Origin of the sequence: Sulfurimonas sp., assembly GCF_047622445.1 — a bacterium.
Taxonomy (GTDB): Bacteria; Campylobacterota; Campylobacteria; order Campylobacterales; family Sulfurimonadaceae; genus Sulfurimonas.
The window spans coordinates 1-22,971 of sequence record NZ_JBLHOE010000057.1 but is presented as its reverse complement, the minus strand read 5'-3'; the positions used below and the strand labels follow the sequence as shown (position 1 = coordinate 22,971).

Below are 22,971 nucleotides of genomic sequence, written 5' to 3'. Positions count from 1 at the left end.
AGTAGCCAAGCATCTTCTCATAAGGCACATTCGTTGAAATAAAATTACCTAACAAATCAACTGTACAAATTCCTACAGGAGAATTCTCTATGATAAGATGCAATCTCTCCTCACTTTCAATTAATGCGAATTCATTTTTCTTACGTTCATTGGTATCAAGTATTATACCTTCTATGTACACAAATTCATTATTTTTAAATATTCCGACACCTTGTTCCCAAACCCACTTTTGTGTTCCATCAGCCATAATAATACGATATTCTAATTCATAGTTCTCATGTTTTATAAGTGCATTTTGTACTGTATTCCAAACATGTTCACGATCATCTATATGAATAATTTGGTTATAACTAATTAGCTTGTTGTCTATAACATCATCTACCTCATAGCCTGTTAATTTTTTACAGTTATCACTGAGAAATAGCATGCTCCATTTAGCATCATTTTTAGTTCTAAAAGCCATTCCAGGTAAATTTGAAACAAGGGTTTTTAATTGTTTTTCACTTTCTTCTAATGCTATATTATTTAGTTTTATTTCTGATATATTAGTATGCGACCCTATCATCCGAATAGCTTTATCCTCTTCATCGAATAAGGTTACTGCTTTAGATTCAATCCATACCCAATGACCGTCACGATGTTTTAATCTTTGGATATTTTTAAATATCTTTGTTTTTTTATTAACAGCATCTTGAACATCTAAAAATATTTGTTCCCTATCATCAGGGTGAATACGACTATCCCACTCTTCATATTTATTTTCTAATTCATCATCTGCATAACCCAATATTGCTTTGAGTGATGGGGAGAAATATACATCATTTGTAATTAAATCCCAATCCCATATACCATCAGAAGCAGCTTCAGTTACGAAACGATAACGTTCTTCTTGTTTTATTAACAACTGTTCTCCATTAATATTATAAAGAGCATAAGCAATATCTCCAGCAACTTCACCTAGAAGTGATAATTCAATATCATCTAAAATATACTTTTTTTCAACAGAAATACTTAGGTATCCATAGAGTTTATCTTCATGTTTTAACTCTATGGTAAATGCACCTTTGCCCCTATACATATCTTTTAAAGGGCATTCACTGCATATTTGACTCGTATTTTCAATATAAGAAAATTGTTCATCCACTTTATTAATACAGTATGGACTCCAAGCATTTTTAATTTTTTCTTTAAAAATTGTAAAATCATCAGAACTGTCATTACCTACGATATGTTCAATTTGATGCTCATCATTTAAAGTCATAATCCAAGTATGTCCATAAACATGATTTGATGTCAATATATTACAACTATCTTGAAGCATTTGTTTTACTTCTTTTTCTCGAACAATAAGCTGATTTACATCTCGTATAACAGCTAATACACCATTTAAGTGCTCATTCCTATACATATGTTTTGATATTCTTGTTATGGTAAAATAAACAATAATTAAAAATAGCAATAAAATGGCTATATTTATTTCATAACTAATAAATACTGATTTATCAAAAGTGCTATCAGCTTCATTTATAAAGTTGTCGGCCTTATCTTTTGCATAATCGTAGAGTTTGTAACTTGAGTTTTCCAATTTAAGAACATGGCTTGCACCTTTGCCTTTAGTAATACTAATAGCTTCGGTAATTTTATTATTTTTCACTAATTTAATAACTTTATCTCGTATTGGCTTCCAGTCATGAAAAAGCTTAAAAGTCTTTTCTTGAAGTTTTAGACCTTCTTCACCGAGTATCTTCTTTTCAATAATAATTAAGTTAGTATAAACACGCTTTTCATGGTTATTTACCTGTTCTATAAGATGTCCCAGTTCTTTTTCTGATGATGAAAGTACAATATCTTTCATATCTCTGTGAATTCTATATACATCTAGTTTTACTTTCAAAGAAGCATTTGAGACGTTTAAAGGATGTTCATATATGTTTGAAGTGATTTTATGCATAGTCTTTATCTGATGAAAACCTAGAAACTTTGAAATTATTGCTAATAAGGCTACAAATAAAAATGCAAAAAGAACAATATATATTTCTTTTTTACTTTTAATTTCTCTTTGCACGAAAAATCCTTTATTAAATATTAATTTATTATATTTAATTATAGTGCTTTCTATCTTTATTAAAGCACCTTTAAAGAATATTATGATTTATTAGTCAAAGAAATGCATCTAATTTTTTTTCTACTTCGTTCGCAGGTGAAGGTTTATGATAAAGATATCCTTGAATTTCAGAGCAAGAGTGTTCAAGTAAAAAATCACACTGTTCTTGCGTTTCAACGCCTTCTGCTAAAACATCAAGGTTGAGATTTTTTGCCATTGAAATGATAGTTTTTGTAATCTCTTTATTATCTTCAGTCTCTGTGAGAGTCATAATGATAGAACGATCAATTTTTACTTTATTTATAGGTAGTCTTTTGAGATATGCTAAAGATGCGTTATCAGTGCCAAAGTCATCAACTGAAAATCGAATTCCTAAAGCACTGAGTTCATTGAGTTTTGCGATAGTACATTTAGGATGATGCATTATTTGAGTGACCATAATCTCAAAAGAAAATTGTTCTTTGTCAAAATCAGCTTCTTGCATGGTGTTTTGTATCTCATCAATAAAATTATTTTTTTCAAGACTTAATATAGATAGGTTCAAAGAGAGTATTCCAGGGTTTAATCCAGCTTTTCGCCATTTTCCAAATTGAGTCATGGCTTCTTTCATTACCCATTTATCTATATCAATGATATAGCCAATTTCTTCACTCCGTGAGATAAACTGATTAGGTAAAATCAATCCCATTTCAGGGTGTCTCCAACGTACTAATGCTTCCATCCCAATTATAGTGTCATCTCTGGCATCTATTTGCAGTTGATAATACACTTGTAATTCATTATTTTTTATAGATTGAATAAGGTCTTGTTCTAGTTTTTCACGGTTGAATACTTTGTTTGCTAATTCTGAGCTATAAAACTGATAATTATTGTGACCACTACTTTTTACTGTATGCATAGCTGTAGAGGCATGATTTAAAAGAGTTACCGCATCTACATTTTCATCTGGGTATACAGATATACCAAGACTAAAAGTGACATCAAGTTTATGATAACTTATAAGAAGTGTTTCTTTTGATAATTGCATCAGTTTATCAATAACTACCTGTATATAGGTAGAATTATCAAAGTTATCAAGGATTATAATAAACTCATCATCATTAAGTCTAGCAACAGTATCACTTTTACGTACAGTGTTTAATAGTTTTTTTGATAGAAGTTGCAAAACTGTATCCCCGACATAAAAGCCAAATGATTTGTTTATTTTTTTAAAATGGTCAACTCCGAGGTAGAGAATTGCTACTCTCTTTTTATATCTTCGAGCATTTTCCATATATTGTCTGAGACGGTCTATTGCAAGTCCGCCATTAACAAGACCTGTTAATGAATCATGTCCAGCTTCATACTGAAGCGCATGTTCTATAATAAAATGTTTTTTGAGACTCTTTCTAAGTTTATGAACCCAAATCAGTAGTACAATAACTATAAAAATCAAAGATATAATAAGTAACGTTGTCATCATCTTCCTTCATAATATTAAAAAAGATTTTTTGGATTTAATATACTGATGTCTTTTTGCATACCTTTTGTATGTGTATCCATATTTTGAGTATTTATGGATATATTTGATATATCAGTGCTCATTTGCTTAATATCTAAACGCATATTTGCTATTGAGGTATCAATAGATCGTACATGTTGTATATCTTTACGCATTGCAGACATATCTGATGCAATTGATTCCATATTAGCAGATAGTGAAGATATTAAAACCCATAGAATATAGCCCATAACCATTGTTATAAGAGCGATAACAAATAGAACAAGATAAGAAAAGGTTTTATCTCTCATCCTATCTTCATTTATTGCTTCAACAATTTTTGATTCATGATTTGTATACATACGCTTTCATTCCTTATCGATTTTTATACATAATCGTAATTATACAGTTAAATAAATTAAAAACTGTTTTTCATATATGAACAATCAGTTAGAACCTTTTCTATGGATGAGAATACGATCCTACTTAATATTACAATGAGAGAATTTAATACGAGTATGCTTAAAGAATCTAACTCTAAAAAATAAATAGTCTGATTATTTTTTAATCATAAAACTATACTAAAAATAACATATACCTATTATAATTATCTCAACTAATTATCTAGAGGAGATTTTATGGCAGGATTTAAAGATTTAAAAGGACAAGGACATACCCCAACTTTGTTCATGGCTTTTTTGTATTTCGATATGAGTTTTATGGTTTGGACAATGTTGGGACCCTTAAGTACAGAAATATCTGAGGCCTTAGCACTTGCTGGTCATATTATGACAGCCGGTGAAAAAGCAACACTACTTTCACTTCCAATTCTCTCAGGTGCAATTTTAAGAATTCTTCTTGGATTTGGCGTTGATAAACTTGGTGCAAAAATGACGGCGATGATGTCACAAGTTGTTGTTATTGTTGCACTTTTAACTGCTTACTTAATGGGCGATGGCATTACATACAATGCGCTTCTGTTTGTAGCTCTTGGTCTTGGTTTTGCGGGAGCTTCTTTTGCAGTTGCACTTCCACAAGCCGGTCAATGGTATCCACCTAAACTTCAAGGTGTTGTTTTGGGTATTGCTGGAGCTGGGAATATTGGTGTTGTTATTGACTTTCTTTTCGCTCCTAAGATCGCTGAGATTTGGGGATGGGCTTCTGTATTTGGTGTAGGTGCTGTGATGTCAATAATTGTTCTTATTGCATACGCATTTATAGCTAAGGATGCTCCAGAGTCTGTCTATAAAGCACGACCTAAAAAGCTTTCTGATTATGGAAAGTTACTTAAAAACAAAGATACATGGTGGTTCTCACTTTTTTATGCAATATCTTTTGGTGGATTTGTAGGGTTTGCGGGATATATGAAAGTGTATCTAATGAACACTTACCAAGCAGATATGTCCGCTTTTGGTTTAGATGTGTTAAATGAGGAAAATGTAAAGGTAATCGCTGGTTACTTTGGCGCTTTATGTATCTTTGCCGGGGCAGTTCTTCGTCCAGTTGGTGGAAGTACCGCAGACAGAATCGGTGGTATAAAATCACTATACTTCTTTTATGGAATGGTTGCGCTACTTGTAACTATTAGTGCGACGGTTCAGTTACCATTTTTCTTAGCAATCTTTGTATTGTTCTTAATCATGGCTAACCTTGGTATGGCAAATGGTGCAGTGTTTCAACTCGTACCTCAAAGATTTGGTAAAGATATCGGAATTATGACAGGACTTGTTGGTTGTGCTGGTGGTTTAGGCGGAACAGCTTTAATTAAAACACTTGGTTGGTCTAAGGGTGCATTCGATGGTTACACAGCAGGTTTCTTAATCTTCGCAGCTGTTGTTGTCATAGCTATTATCGGTCTATCTTTAGTAAAAACTAGATGGAGAACTACTTGGGGAGTTCAAGCTGGAGGAATGATTTAATCATTCCTGCAACACATATACAAAAAAATTTTTATTACTGTTAAAATACGATATTAATTTACCAGAAGAAGGTTCTAAAAGATACAACTCTGTTTTTAAACTATATAAAAGGCTAGGTACTCACTCTTTTAAACCCATATACCGTACTTTTTTGGCTTAGTGTAACAACGTATTCAAGTACTACTGGCTCACTAGGCCTCACACTTTTGGGAATGATTTTTGCCTTAATGCTTTGGGTTACTATTATGCCCTACTTGGTATATAAAAAAGAAGCCTTATTTCAGATAAGTTTTCATCCATTATCGCAATTATTTCTTCTCTTATAATTTTACTCTTTGCTTTGTCATTACTCTTAGAAAGCTTTCAAAAAATAATTATTTTCTAATCATTCCTTTTTCTAAGTGTTGTCAAACTGATAGATAACACCAGATTCATACTCTTTTACTAAAACTTTAAAACACCCTGCTACATATTCAATAATACGTGAAACACAAGTTGTTTGTGCAATAATGTCATTCTTAAGATAAGTTTTCTTCTACTCCAACTCTTGAGAGTTGTGCGATAAGATATGTAGTAATGGAACAAAATATAAAGAATTGGATACACACTAATGACTGATAACACTCAAATAATCGAACTTTATACAGAGTTAGCCCAAAACCCAAATAAAGACTTTGGTTGGGATAAGGGTTTAGAAAATGCATTGGCACATGGATACAAGCAAGAGTGGATTGAAAAAATTCCAAGTAAAGTCTGGGAGTTTTGTGCAGCTGTCGGAAACCCTTTTAAAGATGCAGAGATTAACAAAGGCGATACAGTTTTAGACCTTGGCTGTGGGGCTGGCCTTGATGCACTTGTTGCTTCACTTTTAGTTGGAGAAAGTGGAGAAGTTGTTGGTGTTGATATTACTCCAAAGATGGTAGAAATTGCCACTGATCATGCAAAAGAAATGAAGGCTAAGAATGTCAAAATATTACAGAGTAGTTTTGATGCTATTAATGTAGAAGATGAAAGTGTAGATGTAGTTATATCTAACGGTGCTATAAACCTTACATCTTGTAAAGAATCAGTTTTTACTGAGATATATCGTGTACTAAAACCAAATGGCAAAATATTCTTTGCTGATATGATAGATATTTCCATAGATGAAGGAAGTTGCTGTTTGGTTGAACAAGCTTCTTGTTGTGATAGTGGTGAAGAAGATTGGGCAAACTGTGTAGCTGGAACGATGAGAGAGAGTGAGCTTATAGAACTTATACAAAAAGCTGGGTTTAAAGATGTAAAGTGTACTGGGCATAATCATTACACAACAGCACAAACAACAAAGGGAGCTACATTTATAGCTACTAAAATTCCCGCTCAAGAGTTAAGAGAAAAGCATTGGAATAGTCTATTTCAACGTGTAGATTACACACAAGTTCTTTGGCATCAAACTTCACCGCAAAAATCTTTAGAACTTATCAAAAAATACACAAAAAGTCATGCTAATATAATCGATGTAGGTTGTGGAGCATCGCATCTTGTGGACAATCTACTTGAATGTGGATACAAAAATATCACTCTTCTTGATACGTCTAAATATTCACTCGATATAGTACAATCAAGAGTATCTAATGATAATATAAGATGTGAATGTAATGATATTTTAAATTTCAAAACAGATAAAAAGTTTGATATTTGGCATGATAGAGCAGTCTTTCATTTTTTACTTAGTAAAAAAGAGAGAATAAAATATTTTGAAATACTGAATGATTCACTCAAAGATGAAGGAATTGCAATAATCAGTACGTTTAAAGTAGATGGACCTACCCAGTGTGCAGGTCTTGATATAGTTCAGTATAATCACGCAAGTATGCTATCCCAATTAACAGATGAATTCGAGCTCATTGAGAGTGAAGATTATCTTCATATAACACCTAAACATACTCAGCAGAAATATATATATTTTATTATAAAAAAAAGATGATAACTTTAGAAATTATCATCTTCTAATTATTCTGGTTTTTCTTTTTTCACTTTGATTTTACGATGTCGAGGTTTCTTTTTTCTATCTTTTTTCATATTTCGTGAGTGATTAGAAACCGGTGTTGCAACAAAACCATCAAGTACTTTTTCTTCGATTTCTTGTTTCATATTGAATTCAATATCACTTAACAACCTATCATCTTCGGGGCTTACAAAAGTAATAGCTTCACCCTTCTCATACATAAAAGATAAACGATTATAATAATCCTGTACAAGATCCGGTAAATCGTAACTAAGAACAAGTTTTATATTATCTAAATCTAGTGTTTGAAAAATCATATCTGTTGTGATAAGAATATCTAAAGCACCCAAATGAAAACCTGTTGCAGCTTCTATCTGATGTTCTTCTCTATGATTTCCATGAACTGCAATAGCCTTAAACTCTTTAGAGATTAAAAACTCACTCAAGATATCTGCTTTTTTCTTACTTTTTACCACAACAACTATCTGTGTATCTTTATAATTATTAAGCAATAACTCAATCATTGATAACTTATCATGTTCTTGAACAAAATAAACGCACTGCGTAGTTCTTAGAGCTACACTTCTTTGGTCATAATATAATTTTTGTTTTGGTTTATCATCGTTCTCAGGCATGTAAAAATTCCTTAAAGTATTTATGCAATTATATCTGATTCCATAAGATACAAATGTAGCTAATAGAAAACTTTATATATTTTAAGATATTTAATAATATAATGTAGATATATAGCTTACATATAAAATCTACAAAAAAGGCTTTGTAATGAAAAGTAATAAACTAATATTTAATTGTATTAACACTATACCAAATCCTGTAATTATAACAAATGGTATAGAACTATTAATCTCAAATAATGATTTTCTAAACTTTTTTGATTGTGTAAATGTTGAGGAATTCGTATCCAAACATACTTGCGTATGTAATCTTTTTTTAAATCATCCAAACTACTTTTCACTTAGTAAATTAGACCAAGGTATACTATGGACTGAGCACTTAAACAAAAGTGATAATGATATAAGCATAGTTTCTATTCTTGATATGAATAAAAAACCTAAAGTATTTGAAATTACTATCAATCAACCCCAACAATATGAAAATCATTACATAGTAGTTTTTACCGATATAACTGCTGTGCAAAATGAAAATACTTTATTAGAAAAATTGGCATACATTGATCCTTTGACAAATATATATAATAGACAAATGTTTGATCAACTCTTACTAAAAGAAAAAGAAAATAAGAAAAGGTATGGAGATAACTTATCGCTTATTATGCTAGATATAGACTATTTCAAAGCTGTTAATGATAACTATGGACATAATATAGGGGATAAAACATTAATTACTCTTACTAAACTTATAACTAAGCACCTAAGAGTAAGTGATATATTTGCCAGATGGGGTGGAGAAGAGTTTATGATTCTACTACCAAGAACAAATATAGATACCGCTTACGATAAAGCTGAAGAGCTCAGAGGATTAATAGAAAATTATAAAGATACTGGTATACCAAAGATTACCGTAAGTTTTGGTGTAACAGAGATCTTAGATAAAGACAAAAAACAATCGACCTTTATTCGTGTAGATAAGGCACTTTATAGAGCAAAAATTAAACGTAATAATGTGGCTATATATTAATTCTTAAATGCTTTTATATTGAGTTCACCTGCTATGTAATCATAATTAGCTACAATAAAAAAAAACCTAAAGGCTTGTTTAATGAACAAAGAGAGTGTTGATATACTAATAATTGGAGGAGGCCCTTCTGGTGGAGTTTGTGCGGTAACTGCAAAGATGAATAATCCCGACAAAAGAATTATGGTAATTAGAGAACATGAGAAACAACTTGTACCTTGTTCAATCCCATATATATTTGGTAAAACACTAGGCAGTGTTGAAAATGGTCTTGGTTCATGTGCAATGGCTACACAAATGGGAATCGAAGCTGTAATCGGCGAAGTAAAAGATATAGACATTAAAAATAAGATTGCTTATTATGGTGAAAATGCTATTTCGTTTGACAAGCTAGTTATTGCTACAGGTTCCGTACCATTTGTACATGAATCTCTACAACATTCTTTGAGTCTTAATGGTGTCTTTACAATTGCTAAAAGTGTAGAGCTCATCACAAAACTAAAAAAATACGCTGATGATAAACAAAATATCATCATTGTAGGAAGTGGCTTTATCGGTGTAGAAATAGCTATGGAATTTGCCGGCATAGGGAAAAATGTCATAATGGTTGGAGGAAGTAAATATATACTTAACCGAGCTTTCGATTCAGACATTGCCCAAGAAGCACAAAAAATTGTAGAAGAAGCTGGAGTCACATATATTGGTTCTGATCGAGTTGTTGCAATTATGGATAAAAATGATGACAATACTGTAAATGCTGTCAAGTTAGAAAGTGGAAAAATCCTAGATACAGATTTAGTTATTTTAGCAACAGGCTATCAGCCAAACACGACCTTAGCAACTAAAGTAGGAATTTCACTTGGTCACTATGGTGGTATATGGGTTGATGATTATATGAGAACCCAGAACCAAGATATTTTTGCTATTGGTGATTGTACTGCTAGACGTGGCTTTATTTCTAAAGCACCTTCAAAAGTTATGCTTGCATCTACTTCAGCTGCAGAAGCAAGAGTTGCTGGTAGTTCTATATATGGTATAAAATATTTAAAAGGAATGAGTGGTACCATTTCTATATTTTCAACAAAAATTGGCGATACTGTTTTTGCTTCAGCAGGAGTAACCTCAACAAAGGCAGAGGCAAAAACAAAGACTACTATGGTAATTGGATCATTTCAAGGCATCAACCGTCATCCGCGTACAATACCAGGAGCGCATAAACAGTATGTAAAACTCATAGTCTCAAGATACAGTGGTCAAATTCTTGGTGGACAGGTTATTGGTTCAGATGAAGCAGGAGAAATTATTAACCTTATTGGACAAATAATAGAATCTGGAAGAAGTGTTTATAGTGTAATGTCTATGCAAGTTGCAACACAACCTTTACTTACAGGTGCGCCAACAAACTATCCATTAATTATGGCTGCAATTATGGCTATAAAAGAGATTGAGAGTTAGAAGGATGGTGCAAGAATTGCACCATAAATACTTTTAAAATTTAATATTTATATCGGATAGAGAATCTAATATCTTGAGCTTTGTCTACGTAGTTACTACCATTAGGCATATCACTTGTAATTTTACTGGCTGATCCAGTAGTATTTCCAAAAAATCCATTACTTCCTGTGTAATCATAGTCTATGTATGTATAACGAAGTTGAAGAGATAAGATGTCTTCAACTAAATATTCTGTAAAGTATAACTCATATGCATCACCACGCGCAGCAATTTTTGAACCTACGTTAGTATCTTCACCATATGTAATACTTCTCCAGTGTTTTGAACCATGATTATACTCTACACCCATTCTTCCATCTTCACTCATAAGTGAAGGAACTTGTGCACCTAACCAATAAGAGTACCCTGTTACACTTTCGCCATCTGCTGAACCAAGCATTCCCTCATTAGCATCAGGATCCGTTTTGGTAACCGCACCACTCATGAAAAATATACTATCATCAAGAAAGTCATTTATTTCACTACCTATTCCATTTACTTGAAATAATGCTGTTGCACTATGCATATTACCAACTGTTTTAAATCCTTGAGAGTAATTCATTGGATTTACTACGTCTATAAGGTTATGTGCAAAATAGTATTGAGTTTTTAACAAGTACTGACCATCATCATATCCAGTAAATACAATACCAGCCAAGTCAATGTTTGGAATGCTTGATTCATCTTCTGCGTATGGTGCTGCTGAGAATTTAGTACTTGCATTACTCAAACCACGCCCAGCACAAAACTGAAGCTTCATCCCGTCTACCCATTCATTAAAGCTAAATTTTGAACTTAATCCATCAAACTCAACATTCATAGTATGTGCAAGTGGGGATGAAAGTCCATCATCCTCTCTTAAATTGATAGGTGCACCATTTGTTGAAGAGCGACGACCTATACTAAATGTCCATGGAATATCACTACCAAGAAACTCTTCATCTGCATAATAAAAATATGCAGTACGAACTCGTAATGTGTCATCATAAGCATTTTCATTTGAAATCCAGTCAAAATTTTCAAATTCATTTTGAGTAGAAGTACCACCTCTATTACCAAAAGCTTTATTATATGCGAGTTGTCCATGAAAACTTACAGTATCAGTTGCAGCCCAATCCATGTTTATCCACAAACGATTTGTTAAAAAAGCATCATTTTGTTTCTTTGAACCATCCGCCATTTTGTACTGCAAGTTATCAGCTGCAAATCTATAATCAACACCAAACTTAAGATGGCTACCTGAAGTTGCTATATTAAGATCAGTCAGATTTTCTTTAATTTCTTCAAGCTGTTCTTCAACGCTACCTTCTTCTGAGTCTTCTGAATCATCATCGTCAGTAATTTCTTCATTCTCAGCAATTTCTGCAGAGTCTTCTGAATCTTCATTGTCACTAGATTTTAAAAGCAGAATCTCTGCTTTTAATGCCTTCATCTCTTTTTCCATAGCTTCAAATCTATCAAGCATATTAAGCGCATTAAGTGGGCTTACTAATAGTGCTGCGACAATTGAAGATAGTACTACTTTATTTTTCATAAAAACTCTCTCTATTAAATATTATCACAATATTGTAACTGTATATTACTTAAGGCTATATCAAATTAAATCACACAATTGACATAATTTTATATTATAATTACATTTAAGTGATATATAATATAAATTCATATAGAATTTGCTCTAGAAACAATAGGAAAGATTATTATGAAGAAATATTTATTTATTTTTATGTTGACTTACTTTTTTGTAAGTTCCCCTATGAATGCAGCAATCTACAAAGGTCATAAAGTTTTTACTCGGGTATGTGTTAAATGCCATACATCTGGACAATTTTTTGTAGCAAAAAAAACCATATATAACTGGAAAAAGCTGATGAAAAAAAAAGGGCAAGGACTTAAAAAGATACATCTAAAAGAAAAGAAAGCAAAAAAATCGTGGAAGTATTTTAGAAGTAAGAAGTACACTAAAAAGACAAAACACCTTAAAGACTTTTTAGTTGAGTATGCTAAAGATAGCGGTAATGTTCCCGCTTGTAATTGATTATAACTTTCGAATAAACACAACTTTTAAGTAATCCCCCTCTTTAAACTTGGGATTTACTCTAAAGTCTTTTGGTAAAGAAAATTTTTCTTGGACTTTATGATTACCTTTTAACTCTTTAAATGCTCTTTTTATAAAATCTCTAAAAGTCATCATAGAAAAATTTGCTGAGTTTGTTGAAGCTACTATAATTCCACCTTTACTTGTGATTTGAATCGCTTCTTTTAAAAGATTTACATAGTCTTTTGAAGCTGAAAATGTATGTTTTTTACTTCGCGCAAAACTTGGTGGATCTAAAATTACCATATCAAAAAGAAGTTTTTTACGAACTGCGTACTTAAAGTAGTTAAAAACATCTTCGACTATAATCTCTTGAGTATCCACATCAATGTCATTTACTTCAAACTGCTCTGCCGTTTTGGGCAAACTTCTTTTTGCTAAATCTACACTCGTCGTACTTTTTGCTCCACCTAAAGCGGCAAATACAGAAAATGCACCCGTATAAGAAAAGGTATTTAAAACAGTTTTTTCTTTTGCATACTTATCTCGGATAGTTTTGCGTACTTCTTTTTGATCTAAAAACACACCGACCATAGCACCATCATCAAGATAAATCGCAAAATTTGCACCATTTTCTTTTACAATCAATGGTTCAGGAGCTCTTTGTCCACTTACAAAATCATCTGCTTCATCAAGGTACATTCCTTTAGAATCGAATCTTTTTTTCTGATAAATTCCTTTATAGTCTACGCAAGATTTGAAAGCTTCTAAAATAGCTTCACGAAATTCATAAATACCCATGCTGTACCAAGTAATCATATAATATCCGCTAAAGTAATCAATGGTGAACCCACCTACTCCATCACCTTCACCATTAAAAACTCTAAAAGCAGTAGTACTATCATCTGCATAAAAACTTTTTCTGTGACTCAGTGCTGTTTTAATTTTAGTGGTAAAGTAAGTTATATCGATTGATTCACTTGGGTCTGTTGAAAGTATCCAACCAAAACCTTTGTTTTGTAAGCCATAGTAGGCTTTAGCAACAAACTTTTTCTTGGAAGTAAAAAGGTTTACTATGGTACCTTCTTGTGTAACTTTATCAAAATCAACTAATACTTCTTTTAAAAGTAATGGATAGCCATCTTCATATTTTGATACGTAGTCTGATTTTAGAATTAGGTTTATCTCTTTTTTCATAGTGCAATTATAGTATAAAACTCATCTGCTTAACAGAGTTTACACCTAGACAGGCTAGTCGAGGAGAAATTATTGTTTTTGGAAATAACACTTATGCTGGATACTTAGCTAGAAAAGATACTAGAAATCCTAAGTCAAAATATTTTCCTTTAAGCTTGTACCCTAACACCATGCTTTTCTTTGCATGAGTAAGTAGTGCATCTGTTATTTGAAGTGCAGCATTTTTTCCTGGTTTTGTATTATCTATAATTTTTAGCTCTACCTAAATTAACTCCTAAAAGATTTATAAATTTGTTTTTAATGCTTTTACTAGTCTTATTAAATTAGAAGCCAAGTAAAAATTATAATTAAAGTTATATTTTGATAAAGTGACACTAATTAAATATATTTTATTAAAATTTAACATTTATACGTGACTTATAAATAAAGTTAAATTAATATAAATTGAAATACTCGTACTAAGGATAGTTATGGAAACTATATCCGATTTAAAAGCGATTCTACATTCAAAAAGAGCAAATATCTATTATCTAGAAATGTGTCGAGTAATGCAAAAAGATGGGAGGGTATTGTATTTAAGTGAAAACAAAAAAGAATACCAATATTGGAATATTCCAATTGCGAATACAACATGTTTACTTTTAGGTATTGGTACTTCTATTACTCAGGCAGCAATGAGAATGTTAGCACAAGCAGGTGTGTTGGTAGGTTTTAGTGGCAGTGGAGCCACTCCTCTGTTAATGGCTACAGAAATTGAATGGTTTTCACCACAAGGTGAATATAGGCCTACCGAGTATATACAGGGTTGGATGAAATTTTGGTTTGATGAAGATAAACGCTTAGAAATAGCAAAACGGTTCCAGATTGCTAGGATTGAATTTATAAAAAAAGTATGGTCAAAAGATCGTGAGTTAAAACTAGAAGGTTTTAATAGTAATGAACAAGAGCTAAAAAGTATGTTTAACAATACTTTGACTCAAATACCCAGTGCTTATAATGTTGGGAAACTTTTGCAACTTGAAGCAGACTTAACTAAAAAGCTCTATAAATATGCCGCTAAAAAAACCAATCAACTAGGCTTTGTTAGAGAACATGCTAAAGCAGAAGATGCCAATGGATTTTTAGACCATGGAAATTATTTAGCTTATGGATTGGGAGCTACAACACTTTGGGTCTTAGGTATACCTCATGGATTTGCTGTGATGCATGGAAAAACAAGAAGAGGTGCTCTGGTTTTTGATGTAGCTGATCTTATAAAAGATGCCCTCATTTTGCCGTGGGCATTTATCTGTGCTAAAGAGAAGCAGAGTGATAAAGAATTTCGTTCTCAAATTTTACAGACGTTTGTAGAGCATAAAGCATTAGATTTTATATTTAATGAAGTCAAAAAAGCAGCTACTTACTACAAAGAACCAGCATGATGGTTACACTCATTTCTCAGTGTGAAAAAAATGCTCTCAAAAAAACAAGAAGGGTTCTAGACTCTTTTGCAAATCGTATAGGAGATAACACATGGCAAACTATAATAACTCAAGAAGGTTTAAATGCCGTGCAGAAGCTCCTTAGAAAAACAGCTTCTAAAAGTACTGCTGTGAGTTGTCATTGGATTCGAAGTAGAAGCAGAAGCGATTTTTTGTGGGTAGTAGGAAATAAAGAAGCATTTGGTGAAAATGGTATTGTTGCTGTGAATTATGGCACGACCAAAAGATTTATAGGAGAAAAAGAAATTATGTTAGACAAAATATATGCGAATACAAATGGACAACGATTAGATCAACACCTTTTTGCAGTAGGCTATTTGGCAAAAGCTTTAATAGAGAAGACAGTTCCAGAAGATGAAAACTTAGCAGAGTCTGTTTATGTAGCAGGAGTGTGGCACGATATAGGGAAAATTGATGAAAATTTTCAGAATTGGCTTATTAAAGAGTTAAAGAAACAAAAAAAATATAAAGATATTCCTGATGAGGGGGAACATATAGACAAAAAAACAGGTTCTTTTTCATGGGAAAGATATCCCCGTCACAATGAGTTTTCATTACTTTTATTTGAAATTTTATTTGATTCAAATCTTAATGACGATTCGTTTAAAAGAGTTAAACATGCTATATATTGGCATCATGCCAAACCTTTACGTAGTAAGAAAGAAGAAATTAAAAAAGTAGTTGGTATTTTTAATAAAATTGAAAATTTTGAATCTAAGTATAGAAATATCCTAGGAACTCTTGAAGGAATTATGTCATCAATTTCTGAAATAGCAGAGGAATACGAAGATAATAACTTAGAATTAAAGCCAATAAAAAGAATAAAATTTGATGCTATTGAAGAGTTGATTGAAGGTCTTGATTTACCCATCTATAAGCGTTACTCAACTAAAGAAAAGATAGATGCTTATAGACACAATATTGGATTTAATGCTAAAAATAACTTAGCTCGTACAGCTATAGTAACAGCAGACAGACTTATTTCTAAACTTACAGTAGAAGAGTTGGATGCGCACATCTCAAATAAAACATTAGAAAGCTTACTTGATGATGCCTTAAAAAAAGAAAGAGGCTTAGCTAGTGAGATTAAAGAATGCTTAGATGGTTTTATAAAAAACTATCCTGATAGTTTACAAAATGAAAAACAAAAAGAGATAGCCAAAGAACTTTGTGATGAGGAACTAAATGTAGCTGTTTTAAATGGACCAGCAGGGTGTGGAAAAACTAAAATTGCGTTGGAGTGGGCTTTAAATACATCCGCTAAGAAGATTTATTGGGTTTGTCCACGAGTACAAGTGTGTCAGGGTATTTTTGATGACTTACGTTCTTCTGAATATTTACCTAATAGTTCCATTGAGATTGTCACAGGGGAGATTAAAAAGAATGTACAGGATGGAAAAATTACTCAAACAATAGAAGGAGAGGAATTTTCATCTGATATTATCATCACAACTATAGATCAAATAGTAAATAGCATAACAACTCATAAACATATTGCGACACTTATGGACTTTATGAATGCTCATGTGGTGTTTGATGAATATCATGAGTATATTACTATGCAAGGGTTTAATCTACTTTTTGCAGAGCTAATAGAAGCAAAAAAATATCAACAAACAGATGAGTCTTTACCTAATACTTTGTTGGTTTCGGCTACTCCTAATCCATTGTTTGTTGCACAGTTTCTAGGATTAGATAAAGATTCTATTATTGGAATGAAAAGCTTTAACAACAGCAGCTATAAAATTGAGTTTACAGAATTTGATGAAAAAGAAGATGAATTAACAAACCCCTTACTAGCAGAACAAAAGAGTAAAAACACTTTTGTCATTTCCAATACAGCTATTACAGCACAACTCAGTTTTATAAAACACCAAGCTACTGAAAATTCCGTGTTGTTCCATTCTAAATTTACTAAAAGTGACCAAGAGTATTTGTTTTCTGATATTTTTAATTCCTTCAAAAGAAATGGCTCTAAAAAGTATAGTGTCCTTCGAAGTGGACCTGTCATCCAAGCCTCACTTAACATTACTTGCGACAAAATGATAAGTGAAATGAGTCATGCTGAAAACTTCTTACAACGTTTAGGACGACTTGACCGTTTTGGTGAACGTGATGAAGTAAATGTATATACAGTTGCTATTACACAAGGAGTTAAAGAAGGAAAAGCAAAAGATGGAACTTCAAGATTTTTAAATGAGTTAGACAGTTTACAAAGTTCTAAGGTTTGGTATGAGTTTTTAGTAAACAATCTAAGCAAAGAGATTTATACTATTAATGAAATATATGGATTGTATGAAAAATTTTATGAAGATAAAAATACGATTGAAATGATTAGCCAAGATTTAGTTACTGCACTTAAAAAGAGTGTTCTTCTGATAGATGAAAATGTATTAGACCCTAAAAGTTTTCCAAATACTAAGAAAAATGAAAAAGGAGGAGTCAAGATAAAGAAAAATTCATTACGAGGTAATAGCTTATTTGTTCAGATGGCAAAATGTAAAATCAACAGTATAAATGATTTTAATATTTTAGATGAGTATGCTTATGAAAATTTAGATGATGGGGTAACACTAGAAGTTACTGGGATAGAAGGATATGGTGACTCAAATAAGAATCTAGTTGCTTTTATGGCAAAGAAGCATCATAATATTAAAGACGTAAAAAAAGCCTATAAAGATGCTCAATTAAAAACTGAGGCACGAGACCCAAATACACCCATCTATTTGAGTTATACCCTAGAAGATTTAAGCAAGGTAAATACTGAACCTCATCAATATGCTCAATATTATGCAATAGGCTTAAAACAACCTATAGGAATACTTTCACTACAACGACTAAGAAAATAACAAAGGAAATAAGAATGAAAAACGAAAAAATAACAGGCATCAGAAGTGTTGATTTTAAGATCGTAGCTAAAGGCCATGGAGTAGTTAACTGGAACGGTCCAACTAACCTACAAGGTGAAGATGGAAAAACAGTAGACAATCACACGATGCCAAAGTTAAGAGGTTATAGTAATCTATCAGGTAGAGTCAAAGATACTGGGTATAAGTATCGTAAAGAACCTACAGATATTGACTTTAAAAAAAACCCACTTTATATTAGTCAAAATTGTGTACGTCATCATATTTTTAAAGCACAAGCCTTTGATTTACATTTTGCAGATAGAAAAAATATTAAAAGTGTTTTAGCTTCGATTACAGGATTAGTACGTGGATATGTGGTACCTTTAAGTCAAAATAAAAGAACAAGTCCTTTATTGCTAGAAGATTTTGTTGACCAACTGGGTAACGGAAACTTTGAACAATTTGGACAAGCAGGAGCACGTGATAGTTCTTCATTTTATTCAAAAACGACTTTTGGAGATACCGAATACATTTCATATGGGTCAATAAGTATTGAGCAGTTACAGTTTATTTCACTAGATAAAAAATTTGACCGTGAAGCAATGGAGATAAAAATAGGGGAAGGGGAAGAGGTAGCGAAACTGGTAGAGGAGTATGTTCGTTCACTCGACACAAAAAACCGTTCCGCTAAAGTGACTTTTCATGAAAACTGTGTACGAAATGGTACTATTTTTGAAGAAGGTGAAAATGGGATAATATTAAACGATGATGCCGTAGTTATTTTAATAGAAGAGACACTTCGTATGTTAAATGAACTCTCTATTCGTCAAGCAAAATCTTATATGTATGTTGATGAAGTAACTGTAGACTACAATGACAGTACGCAGATGATGCGAATTAAAAAAGATGAGAGCAGTATAAACTCTGAATCTAAAACTAATTATGCCCATTACTTTTATGCGAAAGAAAAATAATGAAAATAGAGATAGAGTACGAAGCTTCATGGCGAAACTCTTTTCTTGATGGAGATAATAATGAAGCCTTGCCGAATAAAGGAAGAAAATTTATAGGTTCCATAACCGCTTTAAAAAAGGGTGAAAATCACATAACAAGAGATGTGACTATGAATACAGTAATGGGCATTTTAAATCGTCTTATTGGAGAGCAACGAAAACTTTACCAAGTACGAGAAGATACAGCCTATTATTTTAAAGATATAGAGCCGCTCGTTTCTTTTCAGGATGATGTGAAAGTAAAAAATACAGAGCTTGTTTATTTACGAAATATGTCAGGCAATACTGACCAAAACTCATTTACTGGTATGATTAAAACAGATGATAAGATGTTTACTTCAGATTATTCTAAAGAGTTTTGGAGTGTATTGGCATTAGAAGTTGATGAGCTTCTAGAGTTCATTATTCACGGTCGAGAGATGACTCAAAATATAGTGTTAGACCCATTAGTTATCTCTGATAAGTTCGTTGCAATTGGAAAACTAAAAGCTCTTGATGAAGATGAAAATATACTTACTACGTTAGCTATTTTAGAAAAAAAGTTTGATGGAACAAATTATAAAAATAATAAAGATAAAGTTGTGCCTTTAAATTTGTATTGCTCTGCTCTTTACTTACAACTAGAACGACTCTCTTCTCAGTATGACTTGAGTTCAGCATTAACAAAATCAGGAACAATAGCAGGTATTTCTAAACGTCTTTTTACTAAAAAAGACTTTATGAATCGTTTCACAACAGGAGAAAAGAAAAAGATTTTTGGAAATCCGTACATAGCTAAAAGCTTTGTTAAGGGAGAAGGTCAGGTTACTTCTATGTTAACTAAAGCGAGCGGTGTCTTAGAGATAATAATTGACATTGGAAGACATGAAGCGAAGGCTTTAAAAATGATAATTGAAAATGCAGGTGTTTCTAGCTTTTACTTAGGTAAAAAAGGTTTAGCATATGTAACTAACATTGATACTAGAGAGGTGAAGTAAATTATGGATTACTACATAGATATAAAACTATTCCCTACAAAAGAGATACGTGAAAATGTCTTACTCAATCAAGTTTATACAGTGTTTCATAAACGCTTGTATGATTTAAAATCAAATGATATCGGTATAAGTTTTCCCCAATATAAATTAAAACTTGGTCGATTATTACGCATACATGGGAAAAAGGAAACACTCAATAAACTAGAAGAAATAGCTTGGTTAGGAAAGTATAAAACTTATTGTAAAGTTACTAAAGTTGAGACGATCCCTGAAGATGTGCAGTATAGAACAATATCTAGAATACAACAAAATATGACTGAGTCAAAACTAAGAAGACTTATAAAAAGAGAAACAATTTCTGAAAAGGATATTAAAAAATATCGTTTAAAAATGCTTCAAGGTGGACTCGACAACCCATACCTTGAACTTACAAGTATGTCTAACAATCAGTTTCATAGAAGATTTATAGAATTTGGAGAATTAAACAATAAAGAGGTAAAAGGTCAATTTGATGTATTTGGTTTGAGTAAAACTGCAACTATCCCTTGGTTTTAAATTTTAACCTTTGTTTTATGATAGCTTATAGAATCCCTAAAATAGGACTAGAAAAACAACTTAAGAAATAATGGTATAATTTACAAAAGTAGCTTCCATTCAAGCCCTTACGAGACTTCCGAGTATTTATTTGCTGTGAACTGCCGCATAGGCAGCTTGGAAGTAGAAAGCAATTATAAAGCTCTGTGGGAAACAGTGAACTGCCGCATAGGCAGCTTGGAAGGTCAAGAGTCTGAGCATATCTTAGAAGTTAAAGTGAACTGCCGCATAGGCAGCTTGGAAGAGAAGAAGTTCTATTCTCTGAAGATGCTGTTAGTGAACTGCCGCATAGGCAGCTTGGAAGCTTATTTCTGAAGTCATTTGCTATAGTTAAATTGTGAACTGCCGCATAGGCAGCTTGGAAGATAAATACTGTAAAGCAATTTTCGTTAAGTACGTGAACTGCCGCATAGGCAGCTTGGAAGGAAAGCTACTTCATGCAGAAGTTGCACAAGCAGTGAACTGCCGCATAGGCAGCTTGGAAGGTAAACAATAGGGATAGGCTCAGTATTACTTTGTGAACTGCCGCATAGGCAGCTTGGAAGGTTTGAGTTTATGGATTCATTTATTACGCCGAGTGAACTGCCGCATAGGCAGCTTGGAAGCATAGCTAAATCTCTATAAATTTGACTTTGAGGTGAACTGCCGCATAGGCAGCTTGGAAGCCTTTAGCGTTTTGCTTGTGCAACTTCTGCATGTGAACTGCCGCATAGGCAGCTTGGAAGTCCTCTTTAAATTTCACACAGTTTATTTAATTGTGAACTGCCGCATAGGCAGCTTGGAAGAGCATCGTTACTACATGGATAGCCAAGTACATGTGAACTGCCGCATAGGCAGCTTGGAAGCTTTCTCTTTTATACATGCTTCACCGTATGTCGTGAACTGCCGCATAGGCAGCTTGGAAGTGAGAAACCATGATACAATTATCAAAACCACGTGAACTGCCGCATAGGCAGCTTGGAAGAAAGAGTGACATGAACGCATACATGATGAAGTGTGAACTGCCGCATAGGCAGCTTGGAAGTGCTGGTAATACAAATACCGTGGCTGTAATAAGTGAACTGCCGCATAGGCAGCTTGGAAGAGGTAGAGCTAAAGAGTTGAGTGAGAGAATGAGTGAACTGCCGCATAGGCAGCTTGGAAGTGAGATTGCGCGTCATGTACTAAGTGCAATTGGAAGTGAGATTGCGCGTCATGTACTAAGTGCAAATTGTGAACTGCCGCATAGGCAGCTTGGAAGCAAAGGTAACACATGTACGAAATCCCAACTTGGTGAACTGCCGCATAGGCAGCTTGGAAGAAAGGAAGCATTCGTTCATCAACAGATGGCTTGTGAACTGCCGCATAGGCAGCTTGGAAGCAAAGGAAGAAGTAAAAGCAGAGGTTGACGAAGTGAACTGCCGCATAGGCAGCTTGGAAGAGCTGCAACAGGTGGAAGTGAAACACAAGTGAGTGAACTGCCGCATAGGCAGCTTGGAAGAAACATTAAGATAAATAGCAGCTATTAATAGTGTGAACTGCCGCATAGGCAGCTTGGAAGCAGTTCGTCAAACTCTTTTGTCATTTGACTAGGTGAACTGCCGCATAGGCAGCTTGGAAGTAACATGGTATACGCTCAACAACAGAATACAGAGTGAACTGCCGCATAGGCAGCTTGGAAGTTTGATTTTACATTCTCTTCCATCGTCTAAACGTGAACTGCCGCATAGGCAGCTTGGAAGATCAAATCTTAGACCACTTTGTCATGCACATCGTGAACTGCCGCATAGGCAGCTTGGAAGACTTGCGATAGCCGAAGTATCCGCAAAGTCAGGTGAACTGCCGCATAGGCAGCTTGGAAGTAAGCCAGTATCTACGATAGGTTTTTTCATGGGTGAACTGCCGCATAGGCAGCTTGGAAGTTTATGCTCTTTCCATTTCTCTGGCTCTCCGTGTGAACTGCCGCATAGGCAGCTTGGAAGTTTTCTTAGATACTGATTCGCTATCTCAGCACGTGAACTGCCGCATAGGCAGCTTGGAAGAAGCAAAAAGCAAAGATGGTTTCAACTCAGATGTGAACTGCCGCATAGGCAGCTTGGAAGTCAATAAGCTCAACTTGTGTCTCGTAAAATCCGTGAACTGCCGCATAGGCAGCTTGGAAGTCCAGCTTGCTATATCATTTTTTTTTGCGAATGTGAACTGC

At 33.3% G+C, this 22,971-nt stretch carries 16 protein-coding genes and 1 CRISPR repeat array; of the genes, 10 read left to right on the top strand and 6 right to left on the bottom strand.

Annotation, left to right across the window (positions count from 1 at the left end; genetic code table 11):
• From ACI9TV_RS12160 to ACI9TV_RS12150, 3 genes are all read right to left on the bottom strand, one after another.
• A partial coding sequence (locus tag ACI9TV_RS12160; protein WP_415251078.1) for a PAS domain-containing protein occupies nt 1–2,065 on the bottom strand: 2,065 nt, incomplete at its 3' end.
• 94 nt (nt 2,066–2,159) lie between these two features.
• Nucleotides 2,160–3,563: a putative bifunctional diguanylate cyclase/phosphodiesterase gene (locus tag ACI9TV_RS12155; protein ID WP_415251077.1), complete on the bottom strand. Its 1,404-nt coding sequence runs from the start codon at nt 3,561–3,563 to the stop codon at nt 2,160–2,162.
• 17 nt (nt 3,564–3,580) lie between these two features.
• A complete protein-coding gene (locus ACI9TV_RS12150) occupies nt 3,581–3,946 on the bottom strand; it encodes a hypothetical protein (RefSeq protein WP_415251076.1) in 366 nt (121 codons plus the stop codon).
• A gap of 276 nt (nt 3,947–4,222) precedes the next feature.
• Here ACI9TV_RS12150 and ACI9TV_RS12145 point away from each other — a divergent pair, with 276 nt between their 5' ends.
• The gene (locus ACI9TV_RS12145; RefSeq protein WP_415251075.1) at nt 4,223–5,503 is read left to right on the top strand and encodes an MFS transporter; all 1,281 of its coding nucleotides are present in this window, start codon (nt 4,223–4,225) and stop codon (nt 5,501–5,503) included.
• Nucleotides 5,504–6,113: 610 nt separating this feature from the next.
• Nucleotides 6,114–7,469: a methyltransferase domain-containing protein gene (locus ACI9TV_RS12140; protein ID WP_415251074.1), complete on the top strand. Its 1,356-nt coding sequence runs from the start codon at nt 6,114–6,116 to the stop codon at nt 7,467–7,469.
• A 26-nt stretch (nt 7,470–7,495) separates the two neighbouring features.
• Here the strand turns inward: ACI9TV_RS12140 and ACI9TV_RS12135 are convergent, their stop codons facing one another.
• The gene (locus tag ACI9TV_RS12135; RefSeq protein WP_415251073.1) at nt 7,496–8,125 is read right to left on the bottom strand and encodes a helicase-related protein; all 630 of its coding nucleotides are present in this window, start codon (nt 8,123–8,125) and stop codon (nt 7,496–7,498) included.
• A gap of 148 nt (nt 8,126–8,273) precedes the next feature.
• Between ACI9TV_RS12135 and ACI9TV_RS12130 the strand changes: the two genes are divergently transcribed.
• Together ACI9TV_RS12130 and ACI9TV_RS12125 are read left to right on the top strand one after the other, a co-directional pair.
• Entirely contained in the window at nt 8,274–9,149 is an 876-nt protein-coding gene (locus tag ACI9TV_RS12130; RefSeq protein ID WP_415251072.1) for a GGDEF domain-containing protein, read from the top strand.
• A gap of 81 nt (nt 9,150–9,230) precedes the next feature.
• Nucleotides 9,231–10,601: an FAD-dependent oxidoreductase gene (locus tag ACI9TV_RS12125; protein WP_415251071.1), complete on the top strand. Its 1,371-nt coding sequence runs from the start codon at nt 9,231–9,233 to the stop codon at nt 10,599–10,601.
• A gap of 40 nt (nt 10,602–10,641) precedes the next feature.
• Here the strand turns inward: ACI9TV_RS12125 and ACI9TV_RS12120 are convergent, their stop codons facing one another.
• Nucleotides 10,642–12,174, bottom strand: coding sequence for a DUF3373 family protein (locus tag ACI9TV_RS12120; protein ID WP_415251070.1), 1,533 nt, complete (start codon nt 12,172–12,174; stop codon nt 10,642–10,644).
• A 168-nt stretch (nt 12,175–12,342) separates the two neighbouring features.
• Here ACI9TV_RS12120 and ACI9TV_RS12115 point away from each other — a divergent pair, with 168 nt between their 5' ends.
• Nucleotides 12,343–12,678 (top strand): cytochrome C, encoded by a 336-nt coding sequence (locus ACI9TV_RS12115; RefSeq protein WP_415251069.1) that lies wholly within the window; start codon nt 12,343–12,345, stop codon nt 12,676–12,678.
• Here the strand turns inward: ACI9TV_RS12115 and ACI9TV_RS12110 are convergent, their stop codons facing one another.
• On the bottom strand, nt 12,679–13,875 hold the full coding sequence (locus tag ACI9TV_RS12110; protein ID WP_415251068.1) for a class I SAM-dependent rRNA methyltransferase: 1,197 nt from the start codon (nt 13,873–13,875) through the stop codon (nt 12,679–12,681).
• Nucleotides 13,876–14,345: 470 nt separating this feature from the next.
• Between ACI9TV_RS12110 and cas1f the strand changes: the two genes are divergently transcribed.
• Genes cas1f through cas6f form a run of 5 tightly spaced genes read left to right on the top strand, consistent with a single transcriptional unit; the run spans nt 14,346 to nt 20,750 of the window.
• Nucleotides 14,346–15,296, top strand: a complete 951-nt coding sequence (gene cas1f, locus ACI9TV_RS12105; protein ID WP_415251067.1) for a type I-F CRISPR-associated endonuclease Cas1f — start codon at nt 14,346–14,348, stop codon at nt 15,294–15,296.
• A complete protein-coding gene (gene cas3, locus ACI9TV_RS12100) occupies nt 15,293–18,205 on the top strand; it encodes a CRISPR-associated helicase Cas3' (protein ID WP_415251066.1) in 2,913 nt (970 codons plus the stop codon). Before cas1f ends, cas3 begins: the two co-directional genes overlap by 4 nt.
• 14 nt (nt 18,206–18,219) lie before the next feature.
• A complete protein-coding gene (cas7fv, locus tag ACI9TV_RS12095; RefSeq protein WP_415251065.1) occupies nt 18,220–19,179 on the top strand; it encodes a type I-Fv CRISPR-associated protein Cas7fv in 960 nt (319 codons plus the stop codon).
• A complete protein-coding gene (gene cas5fv, locus ACI9TV_RS12090) occupies nt 19,179–20,195 on the top strand; it encodes a type I-Fv CRISPR-associated protein Cas5fv (RefSeq protein ID WP_415251064.1) in 1,017 nt (338 codons plus the stop codon). Before cas7fv ends, cas5fv begins: the two co-directional genes overlap by 1 nt.
• A gap of 3 nt (nt 20,196–20,198) precedes the next feature.
• On the top strand, nt 20,199–20,750 hold the full coding sequence (cas6f, locus tag ACI9TV_RS12085; RefSeq protein WP_415251063.1) for a type I-F CRISPR-associated endoribonuclease Cas6/Csy4: 552 nt from the start codon (nt 20,199–20,201) through the stop codon (nt 20,748–20,750).
• Between the two features lie 135 nt (nt 20,751–20,885).
• Nucleotides 20,886–22,930: a CRISPR direct-repeat array (repeat unit 28 nt; unit sequence GTGAACTGCCGCATAGGCAGCTTGGAAG).
• Nucleotides 22,931–22,971 lie beyond the last annotated feature (41 nt).